23 protein-coding genes are annotated in these 24,673 nt (G+C 72.0%); 20 read left to right on the top strand and 3 right to left on the bottom strand.

All coding sequences use genetic code 11. The annotated features are described in order from the left end of the window. Positions 1–262: 262 nt before the first annotated feature. Positions 263–610, bottom strand: coding sequence for an SCP2 sterol-binding domain-containing protein (locus tag FHU36_RS24770; protein ID WP_185086258.1), 348 nt, complete (start codon positions 608–610; stop codon positions 263–265). A gap of 127 nt (positions 611–737) precedes the next feature. Between FHU36_RS24770 and FHU36_RS24765 the strand changes: the two genes are divergently transcribed. The 13 genes from FHU36_RS24765 to FHU36_RS24705 all read left to right on the top strand — a co-directional run bounded on the left by FHU36_RS24765 (position 738) and on the right by FHU36_RS24705 (position 13,944). Next, positions 738–896 carry a hypothetical protein gene (locus FHU36_RS24765; protein WP_185086257.1) on the top strand — a complete coding sequence of 53 codons (159 nt, stop codon included), beginning with the start codon at positions 738–740 and terminating at the stop codon, positions 894–896. Continuing rightward, complete coding sequence (locus FHU36_RS24760) at positions 893–1,705, top strand: TlyA family RNA methyltransferase (protein WP_185086256.1); 813 nt, start codon at positions 893–895, stop codon at positions 1,703–1,705. Before FHU36_RS24765 ends, FHU36_RS24760 begins: the two co-directional genes overlap by 4 nt. After that, complete coding sequence (locus FHU36_RS24755; RefSeq protein ID WP_185086255.1) at positions 1,702–2,619, top strand: NAD kinase; 918 nt, start codon at positions 1,702–1,704, stop codon at positions 2,617–2,619. Before FHU36_RS24760 ends, FHU36_RS24755 begins: the two co-directional genes overlap by 4 nt. Before the next feature lie 30 nt (positions 2,620–2,649). Beyond that, the gene (recN, locus tag FHU36_RS24750) at positions 2,650–4,395 is read left to right on the top strand and encodes a DNA repair protein RecN (protein ID WP_185086254.1); all 1,746 of its coding nucleotides are present in this window, start codon (positions 2,650–2,652) and stop codon (positions 4,393–4,395) included. A 136-nt stretch (positions 4,396–4,531) separates the two neighbouring features. After that, complete coding sequence (gene steA / locus FHU36_RS24745; protein ID WP_185087598.1) at positions 4,532–5,728, top strand: putative cytokinetic ring protein SteA; 1,197 nt, start codon at positions 4,532–4,534, stop codon at positions 5,726–5,728. Continuing rightward, positions 5,725–6,699 carry a copper transporter gene (locus FHU36_RS24740; RefSeq protein WP_185086253.1) on the top strand — a complete coding sequence of 325 codons (975 nt, stop codon included), beginning with the start codon at positions 5,725–5,727 and terminating at the stop codon, positions 6,697–6,699. Before steA ends, FHU36_RS24740 begins: the two co-directional genes overlap by 4 nt. Positions 6,700–6,702: 3 nt before the next feature. Beyond that, on the top strand, positions 6,703–7,554 hold the full coding sequence (locus tag FHU36_RS24735) for a hypothetical protein (protein ID WP_185086252.1): 852 nt from the start codon (positions 6,703–6,705) through the stop codon (positions 7,552–7,554). A gap of 310 nt (positions 7,555–7,864) precedes the next feature. Then, positions 7,865–9,541 carry a murein biosynthesis integral membrane protein MurJ gene (gene murJ, locus FHU36_RS24730; protein WP_312891789.1) on the top strand — a complete coding sequence of 559 codons (1,677 nt, stop codon included), beginning with the start codon at positions 7,865–7,867 and terminating at the stop codon, positions 9,539–9,541. A gap of 87 nt (positions 9,542–9,628) precedes the next feature. Then, positions 9,629–10,909 (top strand): glycosyltransferase, encoded by a 1,281-nt coding sequence (locus tag FHU36_RS24725; RefSeq protein WP_376774153.1) that lies wholly within the window; start codon positions 9,629–9,631, stop codon positions 10,907–10,909. Positions 10,910–11,089: 180 nt separating this feature from the next. Then, positions 11,090–12,076 carry a TerC family protein gene (locus tag FHU36_RS24720; RefSeq protein WP_185086250.1) on the top strand — a complete coding sequence of 329 codons (987 nt, stop codon included), beginning with the start codon at positions 11,090–11,092 and terminating at the stop codon, positions 12,074–12,076. A 106-nt stretch (positions 12,077–12,182) separates the two neighbouring features. Beyond that, positions 12,183–12,824 carry a phosphatidylserine decarboxylase gene (locus tag FHU36_RS24715; RefSeq protein ID WP_185086249.1) on the top strand — a complete coding sequence of 214 codons (642 nt, stop codon included), beginning with the start codon at positions 12,183–12,185 and terminating at the stop codon, positions 12,822–12,824. Continuing rightward, complete coding sequence (pssA, locus tag FHU36_RS24710; RefSeq protein WP_185086248.1) at positions 12,811–13,635, top strand: CDP-diacylglycerol--serine O-phosphatidyltransferase; 825 nt, start codon at positions 12,811–12,813, stop codon at positions 13,633–13,635. Before FHU36_RS24715 ends, pssA begins: the two co-directional genes overlap by 14 nt. Before the next feature lie 36 nt (positions 13,636–13,671). After that, a complete protein-coding gene (locus FHU36_RS24705; protein WP_185086247.1) occupies positions 13,672–13,944 on the top strand; it encodes a hypothetical protein in 273 nt (90 codons plus the stop codon). 72 nt (positions 13,945–14,016) lie between these two features. Here FHU36_RS24705 and FHU36_RS24700 read toward each other — a convergent pair whose 3' ends face one another. Together FHU36_RS24700 and FHU36_RS24695 are read right to left on the bottom strand one after the other, a co-directional pair. After that, positions 14,017–14,673, bottom strand: a complete 657-nt coding sequence (locus tag FHU36_RS24700; protein WP_185086246.1) for an MBL fold metallo-hydrolase — start codon at positions 14,671–14,673, stop codon at positions 14,017–14,019. Further along, entirely contained in the window at positions 14,670–15,452 is a 783-nt protein-coding gene (locus FHU36_RS24695) for a maleylpyruvate isomerase family mycothiol-dependent enzyme (RefSeq protein ID WP_185086245.1), read from the bottom strand. Before FHU36_RS24695 ends, FHU36_RS24700 begins: the two co-directional genes overlap by 4 nt. A 232-nt stretch (positions 15,453–15,684) precedes the next feature. Here FHU36_RS24695 and uvrA point away from each other — a divergent pair, with 232 nt between their 5' ends. From uvrA to FHU36_RS24660, 7 genes are all read left to right on the top strand, one after another. Further along, entirely contained in the window at positions 15,685–18,525 is a 2,841-nt protein-coding gene (gene uvrA / locus FHU36_RS24690; protein ID WP_185087596.1) for an excinuclease ABC subunit UvrA, read from the top strand. A gap of 263 nt (positions 18,526–18,788) precedes the next feature. Continuing rightward, positions 18,789–19,292, top strand: coding sequence for a Rieske (2Fe-2S) protein (locus FHU36_RS24685; RefSeq protein ID WP_246502559.1), 504 nt, complete (start codon positions 18,789–18,791; stop codon positions 19,290–19,292). A 111-nt stretch (positions 19,293–19,403) separates the two neighbouring features. Continuing rightward, positions 19,404–19,889 (top strand): QcrA and Rieske domain-containing protein, encoded by a 486-nt coding sequence (locus tag FHU36_RS24680; RefSeq protein ID WP_185086244.1) that lies wholly within the window; start codon positions 19,404–19,406, stop codon positions 19,887–19,889. Between the two features lie 44 nt (positions 19,890–19,933). After that, on the top strand, positions 19,934–20,413 hold the full coding sequence (locus FHU36_RS24675) for a Rieske (2Fe-2S) protein (RefSeq protein WP_185086243.1): 480 nt from the start codon (positions 19,934–19,936) through the stop codon (positions 20,411–20,413). Between the two features lie 72 nt (positions 20,414–20,485). Continuing rightward, positions 20,486–22,429 carry an excinuclease ABC subunit UvrC gene (gene uvrC, locus FHU36_RS24670; protein WP_185087594.1) on the top strand — a complete coding sequence of 648 codons (1,944 nt, stop codon included), beginning with the start codon at positions 20,486–20,488 and terminating at the stop codon, positions 22,427–22,429. A gap of 79 nt (positions 22,430–22,508) precedes the next feature. Next, positions 22,509–23,375 carry an RNase adapter RapZ gene (gene rapZ, locus FHU36_RS24665; RefSeq protein WP_185086242.1) on the top strand — a complete coding sequence of 289 codons (867 nt, stop codon included), beginning with the start codon at positions 22,509–22,511 and terminating at the stop codon, positions 23,373–23,375. A 323-nt stretch (positions 23,376–23,698) separates the two neighbouring features. Continuing rightward, positions 23,699–24,655: a gluconeogenesis factor YvcK family protein gene (locus tag FHU36_RS24660; RefSeq protein ID WP_185086241.1), complete on the top strand. Its 957-nt coding sequence runs from the start codon at positions 23,699–23,701 to the stop codon at positions 24,653–24,655. Positions 24,656–24,673 lie beyond the last annotated feature (18 nt).

The following is a 24,673-nucleotide window of genomic DNA, read 5'->3' as shown; positions in this document are numbered from 1 at the left end:
TTCTGTTCGGTGGGATCGGGCATGCCGCCAGCGGGTGGCGAGCGACCCGGCGGGGATCCTCATGACCAGGTTCGTGGCGTGTGGCTTGTCTCTGGCACGGGAGCTTTGGGGCGGGCCGGGCCTTGGCACGGGTGCGCGGGGCGGTGCGGGCGCAGGTCAGATGTGACCCATGTGTTCGGCCCGTCGCCAAATGGTTGGCGGCAGCATTGAATATCTCGGGCGGCGGTCGGCGGGCGGTGGGCGGCGGGTGGGTCAACCACCGTCAGAGCAGGCGGCGCAGGCGCAACAGGTCGCCGAAGCTGGCCTCGACCTTCACCCTGCCCCCGAGCAGCGCACGGGCCAGGTCGAGCTCCCCGTCGACCAGCGCGATCAGGTCGTCGCTCACGATCGTCAGCCGTACGTCGGGCGTCCGCCCGTCGGCCGGAGGGTTCTCCTCGAACGGGTCCAGACCGTCATGGTGCAGCCGGCCGTAGAACATCACGCCGAGGTCGGAGACGCGGCAGCTGAGCGTGCGCTCGACCACGTGCTTGGCCCGGTCCCTCTCGTCGATCTCGTGGAACTGGGCGACGAGCTTGGCCAGTGCCGCCCGGCACTCCTCGACGCTTGCCATGGTGCGTATCCTTTCTGGGCCTTGTCCGGAGGTAGCGTTCCACATCTGTGGCACCCCGTATGCCCCCTCAACGTGTGACACACCCGCCGAGGTGCCGGGCGCTCGCGTGAGGCGTTACCGTCGTGTCATGAGTGCGCTGCCGGAGCAGACCGGAGACGATCGGGTCGACGCGGTGCTCACCGGCCTCGGCCGCCTGGCCGGCCTGCCGGTGAGCGAGCACGTGGGGGTGTTCGAGGAGGCGTTCGCCGGGCTCGAGGCCACGCTCGCCGCCGTGGACGACCAGTGAGCCGCAGGGTACGCCTGGACAGCGAGATGGTGCGGCGGGGTCTGGCCCGCTCGCGCGAGCAGGCGAGCCAGCTCATCGAGGCCGGCCGGGTGAGCGTGGGCGGCCAGCGGGCGGGCAAGCCCGCGACCCAGGTCGACACGGCCTCGGCCATCGTCGTCACCGAGTCGGCCGAAGGGCCCGACTACGTCTCGCGCGGCGCCCACAAGCTGCTCGGGGCGCTCAAGGCGTTCGGCGGCCTGTCCGTGGAGGGGCGGCGCTGCCTTGACGCGGGCGCCTCGACCGGCGGCTTCACCGACGTGCTGCTGCGCCACGGGGCCGCCCACGTGGTGGCGGTGGACGTCGGCTACGGCCAGCTCGCCTGGTCGCTGCGCACCGACGAGCGGGTGACCGTGATGGAACGGGTCAACGTGCGCGACCTGACCCCCGGCATGGTGGGTGATGCGCCGACGCTGGTCGTCGGCGACCTGTCGTTCATCTCGCTGCGGCTCGTGCTGCCCGCGCTGGCCTGCGTGGCCGCCGCGCGGGCCGACTTCGTCATGCTGGTCAAGCCGCAGTTCGAGGTCGGCAAGGACCTCGTCGGCGCGGGCGGTGTGGTGCGCGACCCCGAGCTGCGGGCGCGGGCCGTGCGCGACGTGGCCGCGCGCGCGGGAGAGCTGGGCCTGGCCGTGCGCGGCGTCACCGCCAGCCCGCTGCCGGGGCCGTCCGGTAACGTCGAGTACCTTCTCTGGCTGGGCAAGGGAGAGGGTGCGCCGCCGCTCGCCGATCTGGAGCCGGAGATCGCACGCGCCGTCGCGGAAGGGCCGCAATGAACCGTACGAGCCGTACGCAACGCACCGTGCTGGTCACCGCGCACACGGGCCGCGAGGCGGCGGTCGAGAGCGCCCGCCTCGTGATCAACCGCCTGATCGGCGCCGGTCTGACCGTCAGGGTGCTCGACGTGGAGGCCGCCGAGATCGGCTGTGCCGGCGCCGAGGTGGTGCCCGGCGACCCGAGCGCCGCCAAGGACGCCGAGGTCCTCATCGTGCTCGGCGGCGACGGCTCGCTGCTGCGCTCGGCCGAGCTGGCCCGGCCCGCCGGCACGCCGCTGCTCGGCGTCAACCTCGGCCACGTCGGCTTCCTGGCCGAGGCCGAGGTCGCCGATCTCGCCTCGGCCGTCGACGGCGTGGTCGCCGGCCGCTACGACGTCGAGGAACGCATGACGATCGACGTGCTGGCCCGGCAGAACGGCCAGGTCATCGCCGACACGTGGGCGCTGAACGAGGCGTCGGTGGAAAAGCGTGACCGCATGCTGGAAGTCGTGGCCGAGATCGACGGTCGGCCCCTGTCGCGGTGGGGCTGTGACGGCGTGATCTGCGCCACGCCGACCGGCTCGACCGCCTACGCGTTCTCCGCCGGCGGCCCGGTGGTCTGGCCCGAGGTGGAGGCCCTGCTCCTGGTGCCGATCAGCGCGCACGCGCTGTTCGCCCGGCCGCTGGTCGTCTCGCCGCGTTCCACCATGGCCGTCGAGATCCTGCCCGACACGCCCGGCGGTGTGCTGTGGTGCGACGGGCGGCGCCGGTTCGACCTGCCGTCCGGCTCGCGGGTCGAGGTCCGGCGCGGCGCCGAGCCGGTACGGCTGGCCCGGCTGCACGGCGTGGAGAGCACCGGCGCGCCGTTCACCGACAGGTTGGTCGCCAAGTTCGAACTACCCGTTCAGGGCTGGCGTGGACGGGTGCGTCCCTGAGTCAATGGGCTGGCAGGCGCGTAGGATCACATGCGCACAGGTGTTCGGAGCGACGGGAGTGGGCAGTTGCGACCCAGGGTCGAGGAGGTCCGCATCCAGGGGCTCGGCGTCATCGATGAGGCCGTCCTCGAGCTTTCGCCGGGCTTCAACGTGGTCACCGGCGAGACCGGTGCCGGCAAGACGATGGTCGTCACCGGGCTCGGGCTGCTGTTCGGCGGTCGGGCCGATCCGTCGCGCATCAGGCCGGGCGCCGACCGGGCCACGATCGAGGGCACGCTCGTCATCGAGCCCGTCGGCCGCGTAGCCCAGCAGGTCGAGGACATCGGTGGCGAGGTCGACGAGGGCGAGCTGATCATCTCCCGCACGGTCTCGGCCGAGGGCCGCTCCAGGGCGTGGCTGGGTGGGCGCACCGTGCCCGTCGGCACCCTCACCTACCTCGCCGACGACCTGGTCGCCGTGCACGGGCAGATGGACCAGCAGCGGCTGCTCCAGCCAGCCAGGCAGCGCGCCGCGCTCGACCGCTATGCCGGAAACGACCTGGTCAAGCCGCTGCGTGCCTACACCCAGGCGTACAAACGGCACAAGCAGGTCGCCGCGCAGTTGGAGGAGCTCACCACGCGGGCGCGCGAGCGGGCCCAGGAGGCCGACATGCTGCGGTTCGGCCTCGACGAGATCGAGAAGGTCGATCCCAAGCCCGGCGAGGACGTCGAACTGCGCGGGGAGGAGGAGCGCCTGTCACACGCCGACGCGTTGCGCGGCGCCGCCACCAGCGCTCACACGGCGTTGCTCGGCGACCCGATGCAGACCGCCGACGGCGGGCGCGACGTCATCTCGCTGCTCGGCGAGGCGCGCGCGGCCGTCGACGCGGTGCGCGACTTCGACGCCGAGCTGGCCGGGATGGCTGACCGGCTCGCCGAGGCGGGCTATCTGATCTCCGACGTCGCCACCGACCTGGCCGCCTACGCCGAGTCCGTCGAGGCCGACCCCGCCCGGCTGGCCGCGGTGCAGGAGCGGCGGGCGCTGCTGTCCGGGCTGATCCGCAAGTACGGCGAGGACAGCGCGTCCGTCCTGGCCTGGGCCCAGCGCTCGGCCGCCCGGCTGGGTGAGCTGGAGGGCGACGACGACCGCATCGGGGAGCTGGGCCGCGAGCACGAGGAGCTGACCGTCCGGCTCACCGAGCTGGCCGCCGAGCTGACCAAGGTGCGCGAGGCCGCCGCCGAGCGGTTCGGCCGGGCCGTCACCGAGGAGCTGACCGCGCTGGCCATGCCGCACGCCCGCGTGGTCGTCCAGCTCACCCGGACCGCCGACTTCGGGCCCGAAGGCGTCGACGAGGTCGAGCTGCGCATGGCGGCACACCCGGCCGCGCCGCCGCTCCCGCTCAACAAGGGCGCCTCCGGTGGTGAGCTCAGCCGCGTCATGCTCGCCATCGAGGTCGTCTTCGCCGGGGCCGACCCGGTGCCCACGTTCGTCTTCGACGAGGTCGACGCCGGGGTCGGCGGCAAGGCCGCGGTGGAGATCGGGCGCAGGCTCGCCCGGCTGGCCCGCACCGCGCAGGTCATCGTCGTCACCCACCTGCCGCAGGTGGCCGCCTTCGCCGACCAGCACCTGGTGGTGGAGAAGACCAGCGACGGCAGCGTCGTGCGCAGCGGTGTCGTGACGCTCGACCACGAGGGCAGGGTCCGCGAGCTGTCACGCATGCTGGCGGGCATGGAGGACTCCGAGCTGGGCAGGGCCCATGCCGAGGAGTTGCTGGGGCTGGCCGCCGCAGACCGGTGATCAGGGATGCCCAGCCGCTCCCCGGCGGGAGCCGAGTGATGTTCGTGACGGACCGGACGGATGAGCTGAGTGACATAGCGGACACGCCCCGCGGTGCGTGGCCGCTCAGCTGTTTCGCTCTGGCAGGATGTTCATGATGAAGGTTCCGGGGAGCAGGATGCCGGGCCTCCGCGGCAGGAAGGTCGACGACCTTCCCGGTGTCACGGCAGTGGCGAGAATCGATCGGCGGACGAAGAGGCTCACCAAACGCCTCCAGCCCGGTGAGATAGCGATTATCGATCACGTCGACGTCGACCGGGTCAGCGCGGAGGCGCTTGTCGCGTGCGGAGCGGCGGCGGTGGTGAACGTCGCGGCCGGTATCAGCGGCCGCTATCCCAACCTGGGGCCCCAGATTTTGCTGGAGGCGGGGGTGTCGTTCGTCGACAACGCCACCCCGGAGCTGTTCGAGCGGGTCAAGGACGGCGACGTCGTCCGCCTGCACGAAGGCGTCGTCTACCTCGACGACGAGCCGGCGGGCAAGGGCGACGAGCAGACCCACGAGGCCGTCGAGGCGGCCATGGCCGAGGCCAGGGCCGGGCTGGCGGTCCAGATCGAGGCGTTCGCCGTCAACACCATGGAATACGTGCGCGGCGAGGGCAAGCTGCTCATCGACGGAGTCGGCGTCCCCGAGATCCGCACCCCCATGGAGGGCCGCCACGTCCTCATCGTCGTGCGCGGCTACCACTACAAGGAGGACATCGCCACCCTCCGCCCCTACATCCGCGAATACCGCCCGGTGCTCATCGGCGTCGACGGAGGCGCCGACGCGCTGCTGGAGGCGGGCTACCTGCCCGACGTGATCGTGGGCGACTTCGACTCCGTCTCCACCAAGGCCCTCACCTGCGGCGCCGAGCTCGTCGTGCACGCCTACCGCGACGGCAGGGCGCCCGGCCTGGAGCGCGTCCACCAACTCGGCCGCGAAGCCGTCATCTTCCCCGCCACCGGCACCAGCGAGGACATCGCGATGCTGCTTGCCGACGACAAGGGCGCCGAGCTGATCGTCGCCGTCGGCACCCACGGCACGCTGGAGGAGTTCCTCGACAAGGGGCGCTCCGGCATGGCCAGCACCTTCCTCACCCGGTTGCGCGTCGGCAGCAAGCTCGTCGACGCCAAGGGGGTGAGCAGGCTCTACCGCAGCCGCATCTCCACCTCGCAGCTGCTCCTGCTCGTGATCACCGCCCTGACCACCATGGGCGTCGCGATCTTCCTGTCGCCGATCGGCCGCGGCTGGCTGAACGGCCTGCAAGTCGTCTGGAACGCGTTCATCTTCTGGCTGGTCGGACTCTTCTCGTGATCGATTTCCGTTATCACCTCGTCTCCATCGTCGCGATCTTCCTGGCGCTGGCCGTGGGCATCGTCCTGGGCACCACGCTGCTCCAGGAGCCCGCGATCGAGACCGTCAAGAGGACCAACGAGCTGATGGCCAAGGCCAACGACGGTCTCACCGCCGACCTCGACGCGCTGCGCAGCAAGGAGGGCGGCAACAACGAGTTCGTCACCGCGCTGACGCAGAAGCTGGTCGAGAAAGAGCTGAACGGCGAGCGCGTCCTGCTCGTCGAGGCCCCCGGCGCCAGCACCGCCTACCGAGAGGCCCAGCACCAGGTGCTCCTCCAGGCGGGCGCGGCCATCGCGGGGCGGGTGGTGCTGGCCGAGAGCTTCCTCGACCCCAAGAGCTCGGGTGTGATCGACGGGCTGGCCACCCAGCTCAAGCCCGAAGGCATGGCCTTCGCCCCGACCGCGACCGCCTACGACAAGGCCGGCGCGCTGCTCGCCGCCACCCTCATGACCACCGACGCCGCGCAGGCCGGCACCGCCAACGCGGCGACCCCCGGCGTGCTCGACGGCTTCGAGGCCGGCGACCTGCTCAGCGTCGACGGCGACCCGGGCAAGCGCGCCACGCTCGCCGTCATGTTCGCCCCCGAAAAGCCCTTCACCGGCGACAACGCCGAGGCCCAGGCCGACGCCCTGGTCTCCGTCGCCACCGCGCTCGACGCCGCGGGCAAGGGCACCGTGGTCACCGGGAGCGCCGCCACCGCGGCCTCCGCCGGAGGCATGATCACCGCCGTGCGCGACGACGGCGACGCCGCCAAGCGCGTCTCGACCGTCGACACCCCCGATATACCCGCGGGCCGCGTCGTGATCGTCTACGCTCTGCGAGAGCAGGTGAGCGGGGACGCCGGCCAGTACGGCATCGGCCCGGGCGTCTCGGCGTTCACCCCCGCGCTACCCACCGCGACCCCGTCACCCTCCGAGACAGGGAGCTGACCCATGGCCCGTGGCCTGTTGTCCGCGCTCGCCGGCGCCGCCATCGGCGCTGTCGCCGCCCGCGCCGCCTACGCCGCCTTCACCCGGGCCAGGCCGCTCGACCCCGGCGACCGCTGGACCCGCAAGAACCACCGCGGCGAGCCGCTCACCCTCCTGGAGGGCCCCGCGTTCGTCGCCGGCTCCAGCGCCGCCGTCGCGCTCGCCCCCGGCCTGCCCACCCGCGTACGGCTGGCGGCGCTGCTGGCCGGCGGTGGCAGCGGCGCGCTCGGCGCCTACGACGACCTCTACGGCACCACCTCCTCCAAGGGCTTCAAGGGCCACCTGAGCGCGCTGGCCCGGGGCGAGGTCACCAGCGGGGCCGTGAAGATCCTCGGCATCGGCGCGACCGGGCTCGGCGCCGCCGCGCTCGTCTCCGACGGCCCCGCCGACACGCTCGTCAACGGCGCGGCCATCGCGGGCGCCGCCAACCTCGCCAACCTCTTCGACCTGCGGCCCGGGCGTGCCGTCAAGGTCGGGCTGCTCACCGGCGGGCCGCTGCTGGCCGCCGCGCTGCTGCGCGACCGGCCGGTCGCCGCCGCGCTGGCCGCCGCGCCTCTGGGCGCAGCCGCCGCGCTGCTGCCCGAGGATCTCGGCGAACGCGCGATGCTCGGCGACGCCGGAGCCAACGCCCTCGGCGCCCTGCTCGGGCTCGCCGCCGTGACCCGGCTCGGCCGTCCCGGCAGGCTCGCGCTGCTCGGCACCGTGGCGGCGCTGACCGCGGCCTCCGAGAAGGTCAGCTTCACCAAGGTGATCGCGGGCAACCGGGTGCTCAACCACCTCGACATGCTCGGCCGCCGCCCGGTCGATCCCGTGTGACGGCAGCGGCGGTCCCGGGGCGCGCGAATGTCGGCGCGGCCTGCCAGGATGTCCCCGTGATCGGGGAACGTGCGTGGCGCCGAGGGCCGGTCGGCCGCTGCGACCGCGGCGCCTTCGCGCGAAGGGCCGCCGTGGCGTCGCGAGTCAGGCGGTGGGGCGGTCAGACCGGCCTCGCCGCGCACGCACGAGGTGCGCGCCGGCCCGGTCTCGCACGGGCGCGGCTCGGTGGGAGCGGCGTGGGTCCGGCCGGCCGTGGGCGGGCCCGCTCCGGGCCGGGAGGGGTGCGCCCGACCGGTGGTGGGTGGGCGCGGTGACGGCCAGGCTCGCACGGGGCGTCGCGGGCGGCGCGATGCTCATCGGCGCGATCACGATCCTGGCGCGCGTCGCGGGCTTCGCCAAGCAGTACGCCTTCGCCCAGACCGTCGGCACCGACTGCCTCGCCACCGCCTACTTCACCGCCAACCAGATCCCCAACATCGTCTTCGAGGTCGTCGTCGGCGGTGCGCTGTCCGGAATGGTCGTCCCCGTCCTCGCCGGAGCGGCCGCCGCGAGCTCCGCCGCCACCGCCGATGACCGCCCCGGCGGCCCCGACGGCTCGCCGGAGGCGCGGCAGCGGGTCGAGGAGATCAGCTCGGCCCTGCTCACCTGGGTGCTCGCCGTCCTCGTGCCGCTCGGCGTGCTGGTCGCCCTGCTCGCGGGGCCGATCATGGGGTTGTTCTTCCTCGACGGGGTGGACGGCTGCCAGGCGGAGCACGTGCACGCCGTCGCCACCCGCATGCTGGTCGTCTTCGCCCCCCAGATCCCCCTGTACGGCGTCGCCGTCGTGCTGTACGGCCTGCTCCAGGCGCACCGGCGCTTCGCCGGGCCCGCTCTGGCGCCGCTCGTGTCCAGCATCGTGGTCATCGTGGCCTACCTGGTGTTCGTCCCGCTCAGCGGCGGCCAGACCGACCCGGCCAAGGTGCCCGCAGCCGCCGAGCTGGCGCTGTCCGTGGGCACCAGCCTCGGCGTGCTGGCCCTGGTGCTCACCGTCGCCGGCCCCGTCGCCGGGCTCGGCCTGCGCTGGCGGCCCACCCTGCGGTTCCCGCCCGGCGTCGCCCCGCAGGTGCGCCGGCTCGCGCTGGCCGGAGTGGCCGCGCTGCTCGCCCAGCAGGCGGCCATGATCGTGGTGCTCGTGCTGTCCAACAAGGCCATCGGCAACGGCGCCATCGCCGTCTACAACTACGCGTGGGCCATCTACCTCGTCCCCTACGCCGTGCTCGCCGTACCGATCGCCACCAGCGCGTTCCCCGGGCTGTCGGCGCAGGCCGAGGCCGGAGACACGGCCGCCTTCTCCCGGTTGGCGGCCGGGGCGACGCGGGCCGTGGTCCTCGTGTCCGGGCTGGCCGCGGGCGTCCTCGCCGCCGCAGCGGAGCCGGGGGCCGTAGTGTTCCTCGGCGCCAAGACGGAGGTGTCTCCCGGTGAGCTGGCGCGGACGATCACGCTGTTCGCGCCGGGGCTCGTCGGCTACGGGCTGATCGCGCATCTCAGCCGGGTGCTGTTCGCGGCCGGCCGGGGCCGGGCCGCGTCCGTCGGCACGGTCGCCGGGTGGGTGGTGGTGATGGTCACCCAGACGGTGTTCGTGCTGGTGCTGCCCGATGACTGGAAGATCGCGGGGATGGCGCTCGGCATGACCGCGGGCATGACCGCCGGGGGTGCGCTGCTGCTCGCCTTCGTGGTGCGGGCCAGGGGCCGGTCCGCCGCGACGGGTCTGGGGCGTGCCGTGGCGGCGGCCGTCGCGGGTGGGGTCGCCGGTTACCTCGCCGGGGCGGCCGTGGTGGCGGCGCTGGACGCGCGGGGCGTACTGGCCAACGCCGGGGCGGCCGTGCCGGCGGTCCTCGCTGCGCTGGTGGCCGGGGGGCTCGCCGTCGCGCTGGTCGACCGGGACGACGCCAGGGCCGTGGCCGGCCGGTTCACCCGGAGGAGGAAGGCCGGCAAGTCGGATGGGTGACGGGCTCGGTGGGCGGTGGGCCCGGCGGTTTGCTGGTGTGATGGGGGCATGACAGGTGTGGTGAGGTCCCGCGAAGGAGGCACGGCAGTGCGGGTGGCATTCGTTGTGGGCACGACGTCCGGCGGTACGGGCCGGCATGTGCGGATGCTCGCCGAAGGGCTCGTCCGGCGGGGGCACCAGGTGCTCGTCGTGGGGCCGCGCAGCGTCGAGGAACGGTTCGCCTTCACCGGTGCCGGCGCCCGGTTCGTCCACGTGCCCGTCTCCGACCGGCCGCACCCGCTCAACGACGCCCGGGCCGTGCTCGCGATCAGACGGCTGACCAGGGAGGCCGACGCCGTGCACGCCCACGGGCTGCGGGCCGGCGCGCTGGCCGCCCTGGCCGCGCCGCTACGCCCTGCGCGCACGCGCGGCGGGGCGCCCCTCGTGGTGACCCTGCACAACGCGCTCACCGCGGGCGGGTTCGTGGGCCTCGTCTACGGGGTGCTGGAGCGGATCGTGGCGCGGCGGGCCGACCGGGTGCTGGTGGTCTCGCCCGACCTGGGCGAGCGGATGGAGCGGCTCGGCGCGGGCGACGTGCGCCCCGCCGTGGTGCCCGCGCCCGCGCTCAGGCCCGCCAGGCGTACGCCCGAGGAGGTGCGCGCCGAGCTGGGGGCGGGGGAGCGGCCCCTCGTGCTGACCCTCGCGCGGCTCGCCCAGCAGAAGGGCCTGGAGAACCTCCTCGACGCCGCCCGCGGCCCCTGGCCGGGCGCCCGCGAGAGCACGGACGAGGCGCGGCCGGTGGTCGTCCCGGACGAGGCCGCGAGCGGCACGGGGCCCACCGAGGTCCAGGAAGGCGCCCCCGGGGGAGACGCGCGGGAAGGCGCCGCGGTCGCCGGGGAGGTCGCGGGACGGGCCGGGGGAGCGGGCAGCGGGCGGGCGGCGCGTGGCCGGCCGTTGTTCGTGGTGGCCGGGGAAGGGCCGTTGCGTGCGGCCCTGCAGCGCAGGATCGACGCCGAAGGGTTGCCGGTGGTGCTGCTCGGCGAGCGGGATGACGTGCCCGACCTGCTGGCCGCCGCCACCGTCGTGGTGTGGCCCAGCCGCTGGGAAGGGCTGCCCCTCAGCCTCAGCGAGGCGCTCATGGCCGGCCGGCCCGTGGTCGCGACCGCCGTCGGCGGGATTCCCGGCCTGCTGGGCGAGGCCGGGAAGCTGGTCCCGTACGGTGACGCCGGGGCGCTGCGCTCCGCCGTCCGGGAGCTGGTGGAGGAGCCGGCGACGGCGGCGAGGATGGCCGAGGCGGCCGCGCGGCGCGGTGCCGAGCTGCCGGACGCGGACGACGCCGTGGAGGACGTGCTCGCCGTCTACGGCAAGCCAAGATCATCTGGAGGGTGAGGCGGGGCCTGACGCGTTCTGTATACTGCGTCCGTTAAGGGAGGGGAGTATCCCTTCGCGGCAGCCTCGTCATCACGGTGTAGCCCCACTCCACGGGGCCCCCGGGGCTGCCGGTCCGCGTGTTCGCGGGCGGGAGAGACCTCCGGCACTCGATTTTTTGCATGCCGGAGGTAGGGTGACGTGAGCGTACCTGTCTGGGCCTATTTCGCCGTGATCGGCGGTTTGTTGGTGGTCCTCGCCGTCGATCTGTGGATCGTCGACCGAGGCGAGGCCCGCGAGTTCTCGATGCGGCAGGCCGGCTACTGGGTGACGTTCTACGTTGCCCTTGCGATGATCTTCGGTGGTGTCCTGTGGGCCACCGAGGGGGCCGGCAAGGCGGGTGAGTTCTTCGCCGGTTACATCACCGAGTACAGCCTCAGCGTCGACAACCTGTTCATCTTCTTCATCATCATGAGCAGATTCGCGGTGCCGAAGGCCTACCAGCACAAGGTGCTGCTCGTCGGCATTCTGCTCGCCCTGGTCATGCGGGGCATCTTCATCGCGCTCGGCGCCGCCGCCCTCGAGCGGTTCAGTTGGCTTTTCTACGTTTTCGGCGCCTTCCTCATCTACACGGCCGTCAACATCGTGCGCGGGCACCTCCAGGGCGAGCAGGAGGAGTTCAACGAGAACATCCTGCTCAGGTGGGTACGCAAGGCGTTCCCCACCACCGAGGGGTACGTCGGCTCCAAGGTCACCGTCAAGATCGACGGCCGGCGGATGGTCACCCCGATGCTGATCGTGATGATCGCCATCGGCTCCACCGACCTGCTGTTCGCGCTCGACTCCATCCCCGCCATCTTCGGACTCACCACCGACCCGTTCATCGTCTTCACCGCCAACGCGTTCGCCCTGATGGGCCTGCGTCAGCTCTACTTCCTGCTGGGCGGCCTACTGCAGCGGCTGGTCTACATCAGTTATGGTTTGGCGTTCATCCTCGGGTTCATCGGGGTTAAGCTGATATCGGAGGCCTTGCACGGCAGCGGGGTCTCCTGGGCGCCCGAAGTACCCATCTGGCTGTCGCTCTCGATCATCGGTGGCACCATGGTCATCACGACCGTGGCCAGCCTGGTGAAGGCCCGCGTCGACGCGCGCAAGAGCGAGGAGAGCACTCCGACAAGGGCTGGCTAAATGGCTTTCGAGGCGCTTTGCTTGTGTAGTTGCGCCGTGTCATAGTTGCTCATTCCGCAACGAAACACGGCAAAGCGCCCAGTCCAGTCATCACCTAAGGTTGTCCGTGTCAGACGATTCTGCTAAGACGAGCCGCGTGCGGCTTGCACGCGGGGTGTCCCCGTGGCTCCTCCCGACAGTGGCCGCCGCGGCCACCACCGCGCTCCTGGCGCGCCGGGACCGGCGATGGGCGCTCGCGGCGGTGCCGCTGAGCGCGCTGACCGGGGGCATGCTCTGGTTCTTCCGCGACCCCGACCGCACCCTCGGCGAGGGGCTCGTCCTCTCGCCGGCCGACGGGGTCGTACAGAGCATCGACCCCTGGCCCGACGGCCGCACCCGCGTCGCGATCTTCATGAGCCCGCTGAACGTCCACGTCAACCGGGCCCCTCTTGCGGGAAATGTCACCTCCGTGCAGCATGTGGCGGGTGGGTTCCTGCCGGCGTTCAACAAGGACAGCGACCAGAACGAACGCGTGGTGTGGCATTTCGAGACCGCGCTCGGCGACATCGAGATGGTGCAGATCGCGGGCGCGGTGGCGCGCAGGATCGTGCCCTACCTGAGCGATGGGGCCAAGGTGGAGCGGGGCGACCGGATCGGCCTGATCAGGTTCGGTTCCAGGGTCGACATCTACCTACCCGAAGGGATCTCGCCCGCGGTCACCGTTGGCGAGAAGACGGTTGCGGGGGTGACCAGAATTGACCGCGGCTGACGCCGGTAGCTGGCAGGCGGAAGAGGAAGAACCCCAGGGCCCGGTCGGCAAGGCGTTCCGGCTCTCGGCCGCCGACTCGCTCTCGCTGGGCAACGCGCTCTGCGGGTTCCTCGCGGTCTGCGTCCTGGCCTCCTCGGCGATCCGTTCGCTGCAGGACGGCGGCGACTTCAGGCCCGCGCCGAGCTACTTCGCCACCGCTGTGGTGTTGCTGCTCATCGGCGCCACCTGCGACCTGTTCGACGGACTGGTCGCGCGTCGCTTCCGCGCCTCGGCGATGGGGGCCGAGCTCGACAACCTCGCCGACGTGATCAGCTTCGGCTTCGCACCGGCGTTCATGATCGTCATTTGGGGTGGTTTCACCAACGAGGTGCCCTTCCCCGTCGTGCTCGCCGCCGCCGCGGCCATCCTCATCGCCGGAGTCGTACGGCTGGCGAGGTTCGCCTGCGTCAAGACCAAGAGCGGCGACTTCATGGGCCTGCCCATCCCCATGGGCGCGATGACCGTGATCTCGATCGTGCTGCTGTTCGAGCCGAGCGTCCCGGCGCTGCTGGCGGTCCTGGGCGTGGCCTGGCTGATGGTCAGCCGGATCGAGTACCCGAAGCCGAAGGGACAGCTCGCCGCCGTCGTCCTCGGCTGGATCATGGTCAACGTGGCGTTCCTCACCTTCTGGGTGGCCTGGCCCGAGGGCGGCGACCTGCCCATCAAGATCGGCGCCACCATGCACATCGCGCTCGTGGCCGCGATCCCGCTGCGCGTGCTGTTCTACAAGCGCGAGCAGCGCAAGGAAGCCTCGCGGATCATCGGAGACTGACCTGGTCGTCCCGCCGTCTTCGGGTTGAATGGAGTCATGGCAGGCACGCCGCGCGAGCACACCCGCACCTACTACCTCGGCAAACTGGCCGCGGAGCTGGAGGAGCGCGGCCTGACCACCATGTTGCGCCCCTACCCGCCGACGTTGCGGGTCAGCGACCCCGACAACGCGATGCTGGCCGAGACGGTCGACTGCGTCCCGCTGTCGGACGGGTGGTTCTACCGCTGGTCGTGGGGCGAGGTCGTCGGCCTGGCCGACGACCCGGCGCTCGCGGCGCAGCGCATCGCCCAGGTCCTCACCGCCCGCTGAACCGGGCGCACTCCGGGCGACGGGTGCCTCTCGCGCGAGTCACGAGAGGCACGTCCGCCGTACGGACCGGGCTTACCAGCCGCGGGCCTTCCACTCCGGCAGCGACGGCCGCTCGGCGCCCAGCGTGGTGTCCTTGCCGTGGCCCGGGTAGACCCACGTCTCGTCGGGCAGCCGGTCGAAGATCCGCTCGGACACGTCGGTGTAGAGCTGCTCGAACCGGATCGGGTCGCCCTCGGTGTTGCCCACCCCGCCCGGGAACAGCGAGTCACCGGTGAACAGGTGCTGCCCGGCGCCGCCGCCGTCGTACAGCAGGGCGATCGAGCCCGGAGTGTGGCCGCGCAGGTGGATCACCTCGAGCGTCACCACGCCGACCGCGATCCGGTCGCCGTCCGCCACCTCCCGGTCCACCGGCACCGGCAGGGCGGGCGCGTCCAGCGGATGGGCGACCACCTGGGCCCCCGTCACCTTGGCCACCTGCTCCAGCGCCTGCCAGTGGTCGCCGTGCCGGTGGGTGGTGACGATCGAGCTGATCGGCTCGTCGGCGATCAGCGCGAGCAGCCGGTCGGCCTCCGCCGCCGCGTCGATGAGCACGCCGTCTCCGGTCTCGGCGCAGCGCAGCAGGTAGGCGTCGTTGTCGTACGGTCCCACGGCCAGCTTGTAGATCGTCAGCTTGGGCAGCTCGCGGACGTCGGCGGGGCCGCCGACCTGGACGTCGCCTGTGTACGTCATGGGTAGTCCTCCGGGGGCGTCGCGGGCAGATCAGCGGGAGAGAGCTTCGTCAACCACGGCGGGGCCGCGGGAACAGGCACCTCCTGACCGGGGGCGGACACCCGCCCCTCCGGTACCACCCTAATCCCCTCGCCCGCCGATCTTCCCGTGAGCCAGGCCAGCACGCCGGCCGGGGTGCCCTCCACGACCGGGCCGGCCCCGAGGTCCTTCCACACGGTGCCGTCCGTCAGGCGTATCCCGCCCACCGTGCTCTGCTCGTACGGCCAGGTCCACAGGCAGTCGTGCAGCTCCCGGCGGACGAACCGCTCCGGCCAGCGGTCCGGGCCGTACCCGGCGCCGAGGTCGACGTGGTGCATGCCGACCTCGCGCAGTCTCCTGACCAGCACGTACCAGGCGGGGTGCGTCGGCGGGCGCAGGCCGCCGACCTGCGCGCTCCACGCCTCGGCGGGCAGGGCCGCCGCGGCGGCGTCCAGGCGGGCGGCGCCGGCCTCCAGGTCGGCCAGTTGCTCGGCGGCGGGACGGCCCGCGCCGGCCTCGATCCCGGCGTCGCGCTCGGCCGGGGTGGCATACTGCGGGGTGACGACGCCGGTCCTTGCCCAGGTGAGCAGGTTGACCAGGCTGTCGGCGTTCCGGGCGAGATGGGCCAGGACGTGGCCTCGCGTCCAGCCGGGCAGCCGGGAGGGCGCGGCGACGTCATCGTCGGACAGGGCGGCCGCGGTGGCCAGCAGGTCGCGGGTGGCCGAGGCCAGCTCCTCCCGGAGCACGAGAACAACTGTCATGCCGGATATTTCACCATCTGATGGCTGATGGGGGGATCAACGGAATGAATGCGCAGGTCATGGGGTTACCGTCAAAGGCATCCTGCCCGTGTCGGCGGAGGCCGTAATCTAAGAGTGACGGATTTTCGGGGGCGGAGTCGTTCGGGCGCGGAGTGCGGCCCGCCGAAATTTGTCGGGGCCCCCGTCTACCATCCCCGTGGACCTATCCGCCTTCTTCGACATCGGGATCGCTGTGGCAGACCGCCTGATCGTGCGTGGTGCACGCGAACACAATCTCAAGGACGTCTCGCTGGACCTCCCGCGAGACGCTCTGATCGTCTTCACCGGGCTGTCCGGCTCGGGCAAGTCGAGCCTGGCCTTCGACACCATCTTCGCCGAGGGGCAGCGGCGCTACGTCGAGTCGCTGTCGGCCTACGCCCGCCAGTTCCTCGGCCAGATGGACAAGCCCGACGTCGACTTCATCGAGGGCCTGTCGCCCGCGGTGTCGATCGACCAGAAGGCGACCAGCAAGAACCCCCGCTCGACCGTCGGCACGATCACGGAGGTCTACGACTACCTCAGGCTGTTGTGGGCGCGCATCGGCAAGCCCCACTGCCCGGTCTGCGCCCGCCCGATCGCCAGGCAGTCGCCCCAGCAGATCGTCGACAGGGTCATGGACCTCGACGAGGGCACCCGCTTCCAGGTGCTCGCCCCCGTCGTGCGGGGCCGCAAGGGCGAGTACGCCGAGCTGTTCCGCGAGCTGCAGACCAAGGGCTTCGCCCGGGCCAGGGTCGACGGCACGGTGGTGCGGCTGGAGGAGCCGCCCACCCTGAAGAAGTACGAGAAGCACGACATCGAGGTCATCGTCGACCGCCTGTTGGTCAAGGATTCGGCCCGGCGCAGGCTCACCGACTCGGTCGAGACGGCGCTGCAGCTGTCCGGCGGCACGATCACCCTCGAGTTCGTCGACCTGCCCGAAGACGACCCGGGCCGCGAGCGCTTCTATTCCGAGCACCTCTACTGCCCCTACGACGACCTGTCGTTCGAGGAGCTCGAACCACGCTCGTTCTCGTTCAACTCCCCGTTCGGCGCCTGCCCCGAGTGCACCGGTCTCGGCACCAAGATGGAGGTCGACCCCGACCTGGTCGTGCCCGACCCGGAGCGCACACTCCGCGACGGCGCGCTGCACCCGTGGTCGGGCGGCCACACCAGCGAATACTTCGTCAGGCTGGTCGAGGCGCTCGGCCACGGCATGGGCTTCACCCTCGACACCCCCTGGGAGAAGCTGCCGAAGAAGGCGCACAAGTCGCTGCTGTACGGCCACGACGAGCAGGTCCACGTCCGCTACAGCAACCGCTACGGCAGGCAGCGCGCCTACTACACCACCTACGAGGGCGTCATCCCCTGGGTGCAGCGCAGGCACGCCGAGGCCGAGAGCGACTCGACCCGCGAGCGGTTCGAGGGCTACATGCGCGAGATCCCGTGCCCGGCGTGCAAGGGCGCGCGGCTCAAGCCGGTGTCGCTGGCCGTGACCGTCGCCGACAGGTCGATCGCCGACGTGTCGTCCATGTCGATCGGCGAGTGCGCCGCGTTCCTGGCGGGGCTCACTCTGTCCGACCGTGACATGCACATCGCCGAGCGGGTCGTCAAGGAGATCAACGCCCGGATGGGCTTCCTGCTCGACGTCGGGCTCGACTACCTCACCATGGACCGGGCCGCCGCGACGCTCGCCGGTGGCGAGGCGCAGCGCATCCGGCTGGCCACCCAGATCGGCTCCGGCCTGGTGGGCGTGCTGTACGTGCTCGACGAGCCGTCCATCGGCCTGCACCAGCGCGACAACATGCGCCTGCTCGACACCCTCGTCAGGCTGCGCGACATGGGCAACACCCTGATCGTCGTCGAGCACGACGAGGACACCATCGCCGCCGCCGACTGGGTGGTCGACATCGGGCCCGGCGCGGGCGAGCACGGCGGTCAGGTCGTCGTCTCCGGCACGGTCGACGACCTGCTCACCAGCGAGGAGTCGCTGACCGGGCAGTATCTGTCGGGCCGGCGCAGCATCCAGATCCCCGCCCAGCGGCGCAAGCGCGACCGCAAGCGGCAGATCACGGTCAAGGGCGCCCGCGAGCACAACCTCAAGGGCGTCGACATCGACTTCCCGCTGGGGCTGTTCACAGCGGTCACCGGCGTGTCCGGGTCGGGCAAGTCGACGCTCGTCAACGACATCCTCTACGCCGCCCTGGCCAAGGAGCTGCACGGCGCCCGCACGGTCCCGGGGCGCCACTCGCGGATCAACGGCATGGACCAGGTCGACAAGGTCGTGCACGTCGACCAGTCGCCGATCGGCCGCACCCCGCGTTCCAACCCGGCCACCTACACCGGCGTGTTCGACCACGTCCGCAAGCTGTTCGCGGCCACCACCGAGGCGAAGGTCCGCGGCTACCAGCCGGGACGCTTCAGCTTCAACATCAAGGGCGGCCGGTGCGAGGCGTGCGCGGGCGACGGCACCATCAAGATCGAGATGAACTTCCTGCCGGACGTCTACGTGCCCTGCGAGGTCTGCCACGGCGCCCGCTACAACCGCGAGACGCTCGAGGTCCACTACAAGGGCAAGACGATCTCCGAGGTCCTCGACATGCCGATCGAGGAGGCGCTCGGCTTCTTCGAGGCGATCCCGGCGATCAAGCGCCACCTGCAGACGCTCCACGACGTGGGCCTCGGCTACGTCCGGCTCGGGCAGCCGGCCACCACGCTGTCCGGCGGCGAGGCGCAGCGCGTCAAGCTCGCCTCCGAGCTGCAGCGGCGCCAGACCGGGCGTACCATCTACGTCCTCGACGAGCCCACCACGGGCCTGCACTTCGAGGACATCCGGCGGCTGCTCGGGGTGCTCGGCCGGCTGGTCGACGGCGGCAACACCGTGATCGTCATCGAGCACAACCTCGACGTCATCAAGACCGCCGACTGGATCATCGACATGGGCCCCGAAGGCGGCTCCCGTGGCGGCACCCTCGTCGCCACGGGCACTCCCGAGGAAGTGGCCCTGGCCGACGACAGCCACACCGGCCGCTTCCTGCGCAAGATCCTGCAGCTCTAGCGAGGCCGCGCGTGGCCGGGCGCGTTCGGGCCGCGCCTGGCCGGGCGCGTTCAGGTGGGGGTTCGGCCGGGGGCGGTGACCGGAGTGGGGCGTGTCCGGCTGCCCGGCCGCACCACCCGGCGATGCACAGTGCCGCAGTGCCGCCCGCCCGCCCGAACGTCGTTCGAGCGGGCGCCACCCGGAAGCGGGACCGGCGGGTGGCGGCCCTAAGGTATGGACAGACCTGCAGGGGGTCGGCGGCGACGCGGAGGGGTCGGCAGCACATGAACGATTCGGAGCGGGGCTCCGCCATGCCCGGAAACCGGCCGCAGGACGCGGGCGCGTGCGGGCGGGCGTCCGGCCAGGAGCTCGGGCGGGAGTCCGGGCAGCGGTTCGGGCGGCGCGAGGCGCTGGGCGCGGCGGGGATCGCGGCCTGCGGGCTGGCGCTGGCCGGGTGCGGCTCGGGCGGCCAGGACGCGAGCCGGGTGCCCGGCATCAAGGGCAAGGTCATCGCCAGGACGGCGGACGTGCCCGTGGGCGGCGGCAAGGTCGTCGACCAGTGGAAGATCGTTGTCACCCAGCCCAGCGAGGGCGTCTACAAGGCGTTCAGCGCGATCTGCCCGCACCGCGGCTGCGCCGTGGGCTCGCCCGAGAACGACGTCATGACCTGCCCCTGCCACGGCAGCGAGTTCGCGGCCGACACCGGCAAGTGCCTCAAGGGCCCGGCCTCCGGGCCGCTGACGCCCTACCAGGTCAAGGTGGAGGGTGACGGCATCGTCGTGGTCTGACGGCGATCTGAGTAATTGTGCGTGGTCGCGGGGATGGGCGTACGGGAGGCTGAACCGGCGGCGGGGCTCCGGCCGTACCTCATGTGAGACCCGAACCTGGGAGGACGCACCATGACCGAAACGACGCGCCGGGCGGTTGTGCTCGGAGCCGGAGGCGCCGGGCTTGCCGCGGTCCTGTCCGCGTGCGCGAGCTACGGCGATCCGGCCACGCAGGCCAGCGTGGCGCCGCCGGCCGAGGAGCCGCTGGCCGACGAGGCGTCGGAGGCCCCCGACGGCGGCGCCTCACCGACGAAGAAGGCCAAGGCCGAGGGCAAGGCGCTCGCCGAGACGGCGGACATCCCCTCCGGGGGCGGAAAGGTGTTCGAGAGCCAGAAGGTGGTGGTCGTCCAGACCCAGTCGGGCGACTTCAAGGCGTTCACCGCCGTCTGCACCCACGCGGGCTGCACCGTCGCCTCCGTCTCGAACGGCACGATCAACTGCCCGTGCCACGGCAGCAAGTTCAAGATCGAGGATGGCTCGGTGGCCGCCGGGCCCGCCGAGCAGCCGCTCGAAGAGAAGAAGATCAAGGTGGACGGCGACAGGATCATGCTGCTCTAATTCGTTCTCATCAAATCTTCATCTTTCTGCGGTTGGGTGACCGCATGGCGGATGACCTTCTCAAGAGCCGCAGGGCGGTGATCGCGAGCGCCGGGGCCGGTGGCCTCACGCTGGCGCTCGCCGCCTGCGGGGGCGACACCGGTGACACCAGCACCGCGGCCGCCCAGCAGTCCACACAGCCCACGGCCGCGTCCGGCGCCCCGAGCGCCGCCGAGAGCAGCGCCCCCGCCCCTGGAGGCGGAGCGCTCGCCAAGACCGCCGACATCCCGGTCGGCGGGGGCGCGGTCTTCAAGGAACAGAAGGTCGTGGTGACGCAGCCCACGGCCGGTGACTTCAAGGCGTTCAGCGCCATGTGCACGCACAAGGGCTGCGCGGTCAGCGGGGTCGAGAACGGCCTGATCGACTGCCCGTGCCACGGCAGCAAGTTCAAGATGGAGGACGGCTCCGTCTCGGCGGGCCCCGCCGAGAAGCCGCTCCCCGCGGTGCAGATCACCGTGGAGGGCGACCAGATCACCCTCGCTTGAGGCCGCGGCCGCCGTTTCCCGAGCGGAACGGCGGCCGTCCTGTCGGTGGCGCCCACTAGGCTTTGGAACGTGGTGAGATCAGCGGGCGCTCCCCTCAGTTTCCGGCCGAGACCGGGTTCCATCCCCGACTCGCCGGGCGTCTACCGGTTCCGTGACGCCCACGGCCGGGTGATCTACGTGGGCAAGGCCAAGAACCTCAGGCAGCGGCTCAACTCCTACTTCGCCGACTTCTCGGCGCTGCACCCGCGCACCCAGACGATGCTGACCACCGCGGCCGACGTCGACTGGACGGTCGTCGGCACCGAGGTGGAGGCGCTGCAGCTCGAATACTCCTGGATCAAGGAGTACGACCCCCGCTTCAACGTCAAGTACCGCGACGACAAGTCCTACCCCTATCTCGCGGTTACGATGGGCGACGACTTCCCGCGCGTGCAGGTGATGCGCGGCGCCAAGCGCAAGGGCACCCGCTACTTCGGCCCCTACTCCCACGCCTGGGCGATCCGCGAGACCGTCGACCTGCTGCTGCGCGTCTTCCCGGTGCGCACCTGCAGCGCCGGCGTGTTCAGGCGGGCCGGTCAGATCGGCCGGCCGTGCCTGCTCGGCTACATCGACAAGTGCTCGGCCCCCTGCGTCGGCCGGGTGACCCCCGAGGAGCACCGCGAGCTCGCCGAGGACTTCTGCGACTTCATGGCGGGCAACACCGGCCGCTTCATCAAGCGGCTGGAGAAGGAGATGCGCGAGGCCGCCGGCGAGCAGGAGTACGAACGCGCCGCCCGGCTGCGCGACGACATCCAGGCGCTGCAGCGGGCGCTGGAGAAGCAGGCGGTCGTGCTCGGCGAGGGCACCGACGCCGACGTGATCGCCCTGGCCGAGGACCCGCTGGAGGCCGCCGTCCAGGTCTTCTACGTGCGCGGCGGCCGCATCCGCGGCCAGCGCGGCTGGGTGGTCGACAAGGTCGAGGAGACCTCTCCCGGCGAGCTGGTCGAGCAGTTCCTCCTGCAGATGTACGGCGAGGCCGGCCCCGAGGCGATGCCCCGCGAGGTGCTCGTGCCCGCCCTGCCGCCCGACGCCGAGGCGATCACCGAGCTGCTGACCGAGCAGCGCGGCGCCCGCGTCGACGTGCGGGTGCCGCAGCGCGGCGACAAGAAGGCCCTCATGGAGACCGTCGAGCGCAACGCCAAGGAGTCGCTGGCCCAGCACAAGATCCGCCGCGCCAGCGACCTCACCACCCGCAGCAAGGCGCTCCAGGAGATCGCCGACGCGCTCGACCTCGACCAGGCCCCGCTGCGCGTCGAGTGCTACGACGTCTCCCACCTGCAGGGCGAGAACGTCGTGGCGTCGATGGTGGTGTTCGAGGACGGCCTGGCCCGCAAGAGCGAATACCGCCGCTTCGCCGTCAAGACCAAGGAAGGCGACGTCGCCGCCATCCACGAAGTGATCATGCGGCGGTTCCGGCGCTACCTGGAGGAGCGCTCGGCCACCGGCGAGCTGACCACGGGCGAGCCGGCCGCCGACGACCCGCAGGAGGCCCACGGCCCGATCGACCCCGAGACCGGCCGGCCACGCAAGTTCGCCTACCCGCCCAACCTCGTCGTCGTCGACGGCGCCGGCCCCCAGGCGGCCGCGGCCCAGCGGGCGCTCGACGAGCTGGGCATCGACGACGTGGCAGTGTGCGGGCTCGCCAAGCGGCTGGAGGAGGTGTGGCTGCCCGGCGACGATCAGCCGGTCATCATGCCACGCTCAAGCGAGGGCCTCTACCTGCTGCAACGCGTCAGGGATGAGGCACATCGCTTCGCCATCACCTACCATCGGTCCAAGAGGGCCAAGACCGTGAAGGAGAGCGCACTCGACGGCGTGCCGGGTCTCGGCCCAGCTCGGCGGCAGGCGCTCCTCAAGCACTTCGGCTCCGTGAAGAAACTGCGCGAAGCCACCGTCGCCGAGATCTGCGAGGTCCCCGGCATCGGTCCGTCGACCGCCGAGGTGATCGCATCGACGCTGAAGGGGGAGTCACCGTGAAGACGCGCCAGGGAGCGCCGGTGCCCGGACCGGGAGACGCCGAGACGACCGGGCGGAGCCGCGCGGCCGGAGCGGCGACATGAGCGCGGGGCGGTCGTTCGTCATCGTCACCGGCATGTCCGGGGCGGGGCGGAGCACCGCGGCCAAGGCACTGGAGGACCTCGGCTGGTTCGTCATCGACAACCTGCCGCCCGGCCTGCTGTTCGCCATGGCCGAGGAGGCCGGCAAGGTCAAGCTCGCCGCCGACAAGGTGGCCGCCGTCGTCGACGTGCGCAGCCTCGCCTTCACCACCGACCTCAACGCCGCGATCGAGGAGCTGGAGGCGCGCGGCGTCGGTGTGCGCGTGGTGTTCCTGGAGGCCAGCGACGAGGAGCTGGTGCGCCGCTTCGAGAACGTCCGCCGCCCCCACCCGCTGCAGGGCGAGGGCCGGCTGGTCGACGGCATCGCCCGCGAGCGCGGCATCCTGCGCGAGGTGCGCGCCAATGCCGACCTCGTCATCGACACCTCCGCGCACAACGTCCACGAGCTGCGCAACAAGATCGTCGCCTACTTCGGCGGGGAGGACCGGCCCGGCCTGCGGGTCAACGTGGTTTCCTTCGGGTTCAAGTACGGCCTGCCGGTCGACGCCGACCTCGTCGTCGACTGCCGGTTCCTGCCCAACCCGCACTGGGTGCCCGACCTGCGGCCGATGAACGGCCTCGACACCCCCGTGCGCGACTACGTGCTCGGGCAGCCGGGGGCCAAGGAGTTCCTCGACGCCTACGAGGAGGTCCTGGGGGTGGTCGCCGCCGGCTACGCGCGCGAGGGCAAGAGCTACGCGACGCTGGCGGTGGGCTGCACGGGCGGCAAGCACCGCAGCGTGGCCATGGCCGAGCAGGTCGCCGCCCGGCTGCGTGACCGGGGGATGGAGGTCCAGGTGAGCCATCGGGATGTGGGGCGGGAGTGACCGATGAGCGCCGGGGCTGCGACCCCGCGCGTCCGTCCGCGCCACCACCTTCCGGCCAGGCGCGTCCGTCCGCAACGCCGCTCGCCGCGGGCCCGCCCCTGACCCCGGCGGGTTCCGGCGGTGCGGCTGCGTCGCGTCCTGGCGGCGTGGGTGCGGCTGCGGCGCCGTCTCCTGGTGATGGTGCGGGTCCGGTGGCATCGCTTTCCGGCGGCACGGATTCGTCCGCGTCCCGTCATGGTGGTGAGGGTCCGTCCGGTCGGGCGGATCTTGGAGATGTGCGCGCTGGGATCGCTTCGTCTCTAGGCGGTGTGCGGCCGGCCGCGATGTCGCCCTCCGGACAGGCGCGGCCGAACGGGCCGCGCGTCGTCGCCCTCGGCGGCGGTCACGGCCTGTACGCCTCGCTGTCCGCGCTGCGGGCGGTGACCGACGCGCTCACCGCCGTCGTCACCGTCGCCGACGACGGAGGCTCCAGCGGCCGGTTACGGCGTGAGCTCGGCGTGCTGCCCCCGGGAGACCTGCGGATGGCGCTGGCCGCCCTCTGCGGCGACGACGAGTGGGGCATCACCTGGAGCGAAGTGGTTCAGCACCGTTTCCGCAGCGAGGGTGACCTGCACGGCCACGCGGTCGGCAACCTGCTGATCGTGGCGCTGTGGGAGCTGCTCGGCGACCCCGTCGCGGGGCTCGACTGGGTGGGACGGCTGCTCGGCGCGCAGGGACGGGTGCTGCCGATGGCGTCCGTGCCGCTCGACATCGTCGCCGAGGTGGAGCTCGACGGCGTCGTCTCGACCGTGCGCGGTCAGGTGGCGTGCGCGCTCACGCCAGGCCGCGTTCAGGCGATCTCGCTCGTTCCCGAGGACCCTCCGGCGCGGCCCGAAGCCGTCGAGGCGGTGCTGGAGGCCGACTGGGTGGTGTTCGGGCCGGGGTCGTGGTTCACCAGCGTGCTGCCGCATCTCAAGGTTCCCCAGCTGGCCAGGGCGCTGCACCGCACCAAGGCCAGGCGGCTGGTCACGCTCAACCTCGCCCCGCAGGCGGGGGAGACCGACGACTTCTCGCCCCAGCAGCACCTGGAGGTGCTCCGGCAGCACGCCCCCGAGCTGTCGATCGACGTCATCCTGGCCGACACCGGCGTGGTGGACGACCCGGGCGCGCTGGACAAGGCCGCGGCGGCGCTCGGCGGGCGGGCCGTCCTGGCCGACGTGGCCGCCGCCGACGGCTCTCCTCGGCATGACCCACGACGTCTTGCCTCGGTCCTGGACGAGATTTTCCTCCAGAAGCGTTGATCCTGGTCGGCGCGGCGC

Source organism: Nonomuraea muscovyensis, from assembly GCF_014207745.1.
GTDB lineage: Bacteria > Actinomycetota > Actinomycetes > Streptosporangiales > Streptosporangiaceae > Nonomuraea > Nonomuraea muscovyensis.
Note: the sequence above shows the minus strand (reverse complement) of the source record. Positions and strands in the feature narration are given on the sequence as shown.

What these genes read in the sequence shown, in the direction of transcription:
- FHU36_RS24770 (WP_185086258.1), bottom strand. Translation starts at nt 610, where the DNA reads ATGGCAAGCGTCGAGGAGTGCCGGGCGGCACTGGCCAAGCTCGTCGCC.
- FHU36_RS24765 (WP_185086257.1), top strand. Translation starts at nt 738, where the DNA reads ATGAGTGCGCTGCCGGAGCAGACCGGAGACGATCGGGTCGACGCGGTG.
- FHU36_RS24755 (WP_185086255.1), top strand. Translation starts at nt 1,702, where the DNA reads ATGAACCGTACGAGCCGTACGCAACGCACCGTGCTGGTCACCGCGCAC.
- recN (WP_185086254.1), top strand. Translation starts at nt 2,650, where the DNA reads ATGCGCACAGGTGTTCGGAGCGACGGGAGTGGGCAGTTGCGACCCAGG.
- steA (WP_185087598.1), top strand. Translation starts at nt 4,532, where the DNA reads ATGAAGGTTCCGGGGAGCAGGATGCCGGGCCTCCGCGGCAGGAAGGTC.
- FHU36_RS24735 (WP_185086252.1), top strand. Translation starts at nt 6,703, where the DNA reads ATGGCCCGTGGCCTGTTGTCCGCGCTCGCCGGCGCCGCCATCGGCGCT.
- FHU36_RS24705 (WP_185086247.1), top strand. Translation starts at nt 13,672, where the DNA reads ATGGCAGGCACGCCGCGCGAGCACACCCGCACCTACTACCTCGGCAAA.
- FHU36_RS24700 (WP_185086246.1), bottom strand. Translation starts at nt 14,673, where the DNA reads ATGACGTACACAGGCGACGTCCAGGTCGGCGGCCCCGCCGACGTCCGC.
- FHU36_RS24695 (WP_185086245.1), bottom strand. Translation starts at nt 15,452, where the DNA reads ATGACAGTTGTTCTCGTGCTCCGGGAGGAGCTGGCCTCGGCCACCCGC.
- FHU36_RS24685 (WP_246502559.1), top strand. Translation starts at nt 18,789, where the DNA reads ATGAACGATTCGGAGCGGGGCTCCGCCATGCCCGGAAACCGGCCGCAG.
- FHU36_RS24680 (WP_185086244.1), top strand. Translation starts at nt 19,404, where the DNA reads ATGACCGAAACGACGCGCCGGGCGGTTGTGCTCGGAGCCGGAGGCGCC.
- FHU36_RS24675 (WP_185086243.1), top strand. Translation starts at nt 19,934, where the DNA reads ATGGCGGATGACCTTCTCAAGAGCCGCAGGGCGGTGATCGCGAGCGCC.
- rapZ (WP_185086242.1), top strand. Translation starts at nt 22,509, where the DNA reads ATGAGCGCGGGGCGGTCGTTCGTCATCGTCACCGGCATGTCCGGGGCG.
- FHU36_RS24660 (WP_185086241.1), top strand. Translation starts at nt 23,699, where the DNA reads ATGTCGCCCTCCGGACAGGCGCGGCCGAACGGGCCGCGCGTCGTCGCC.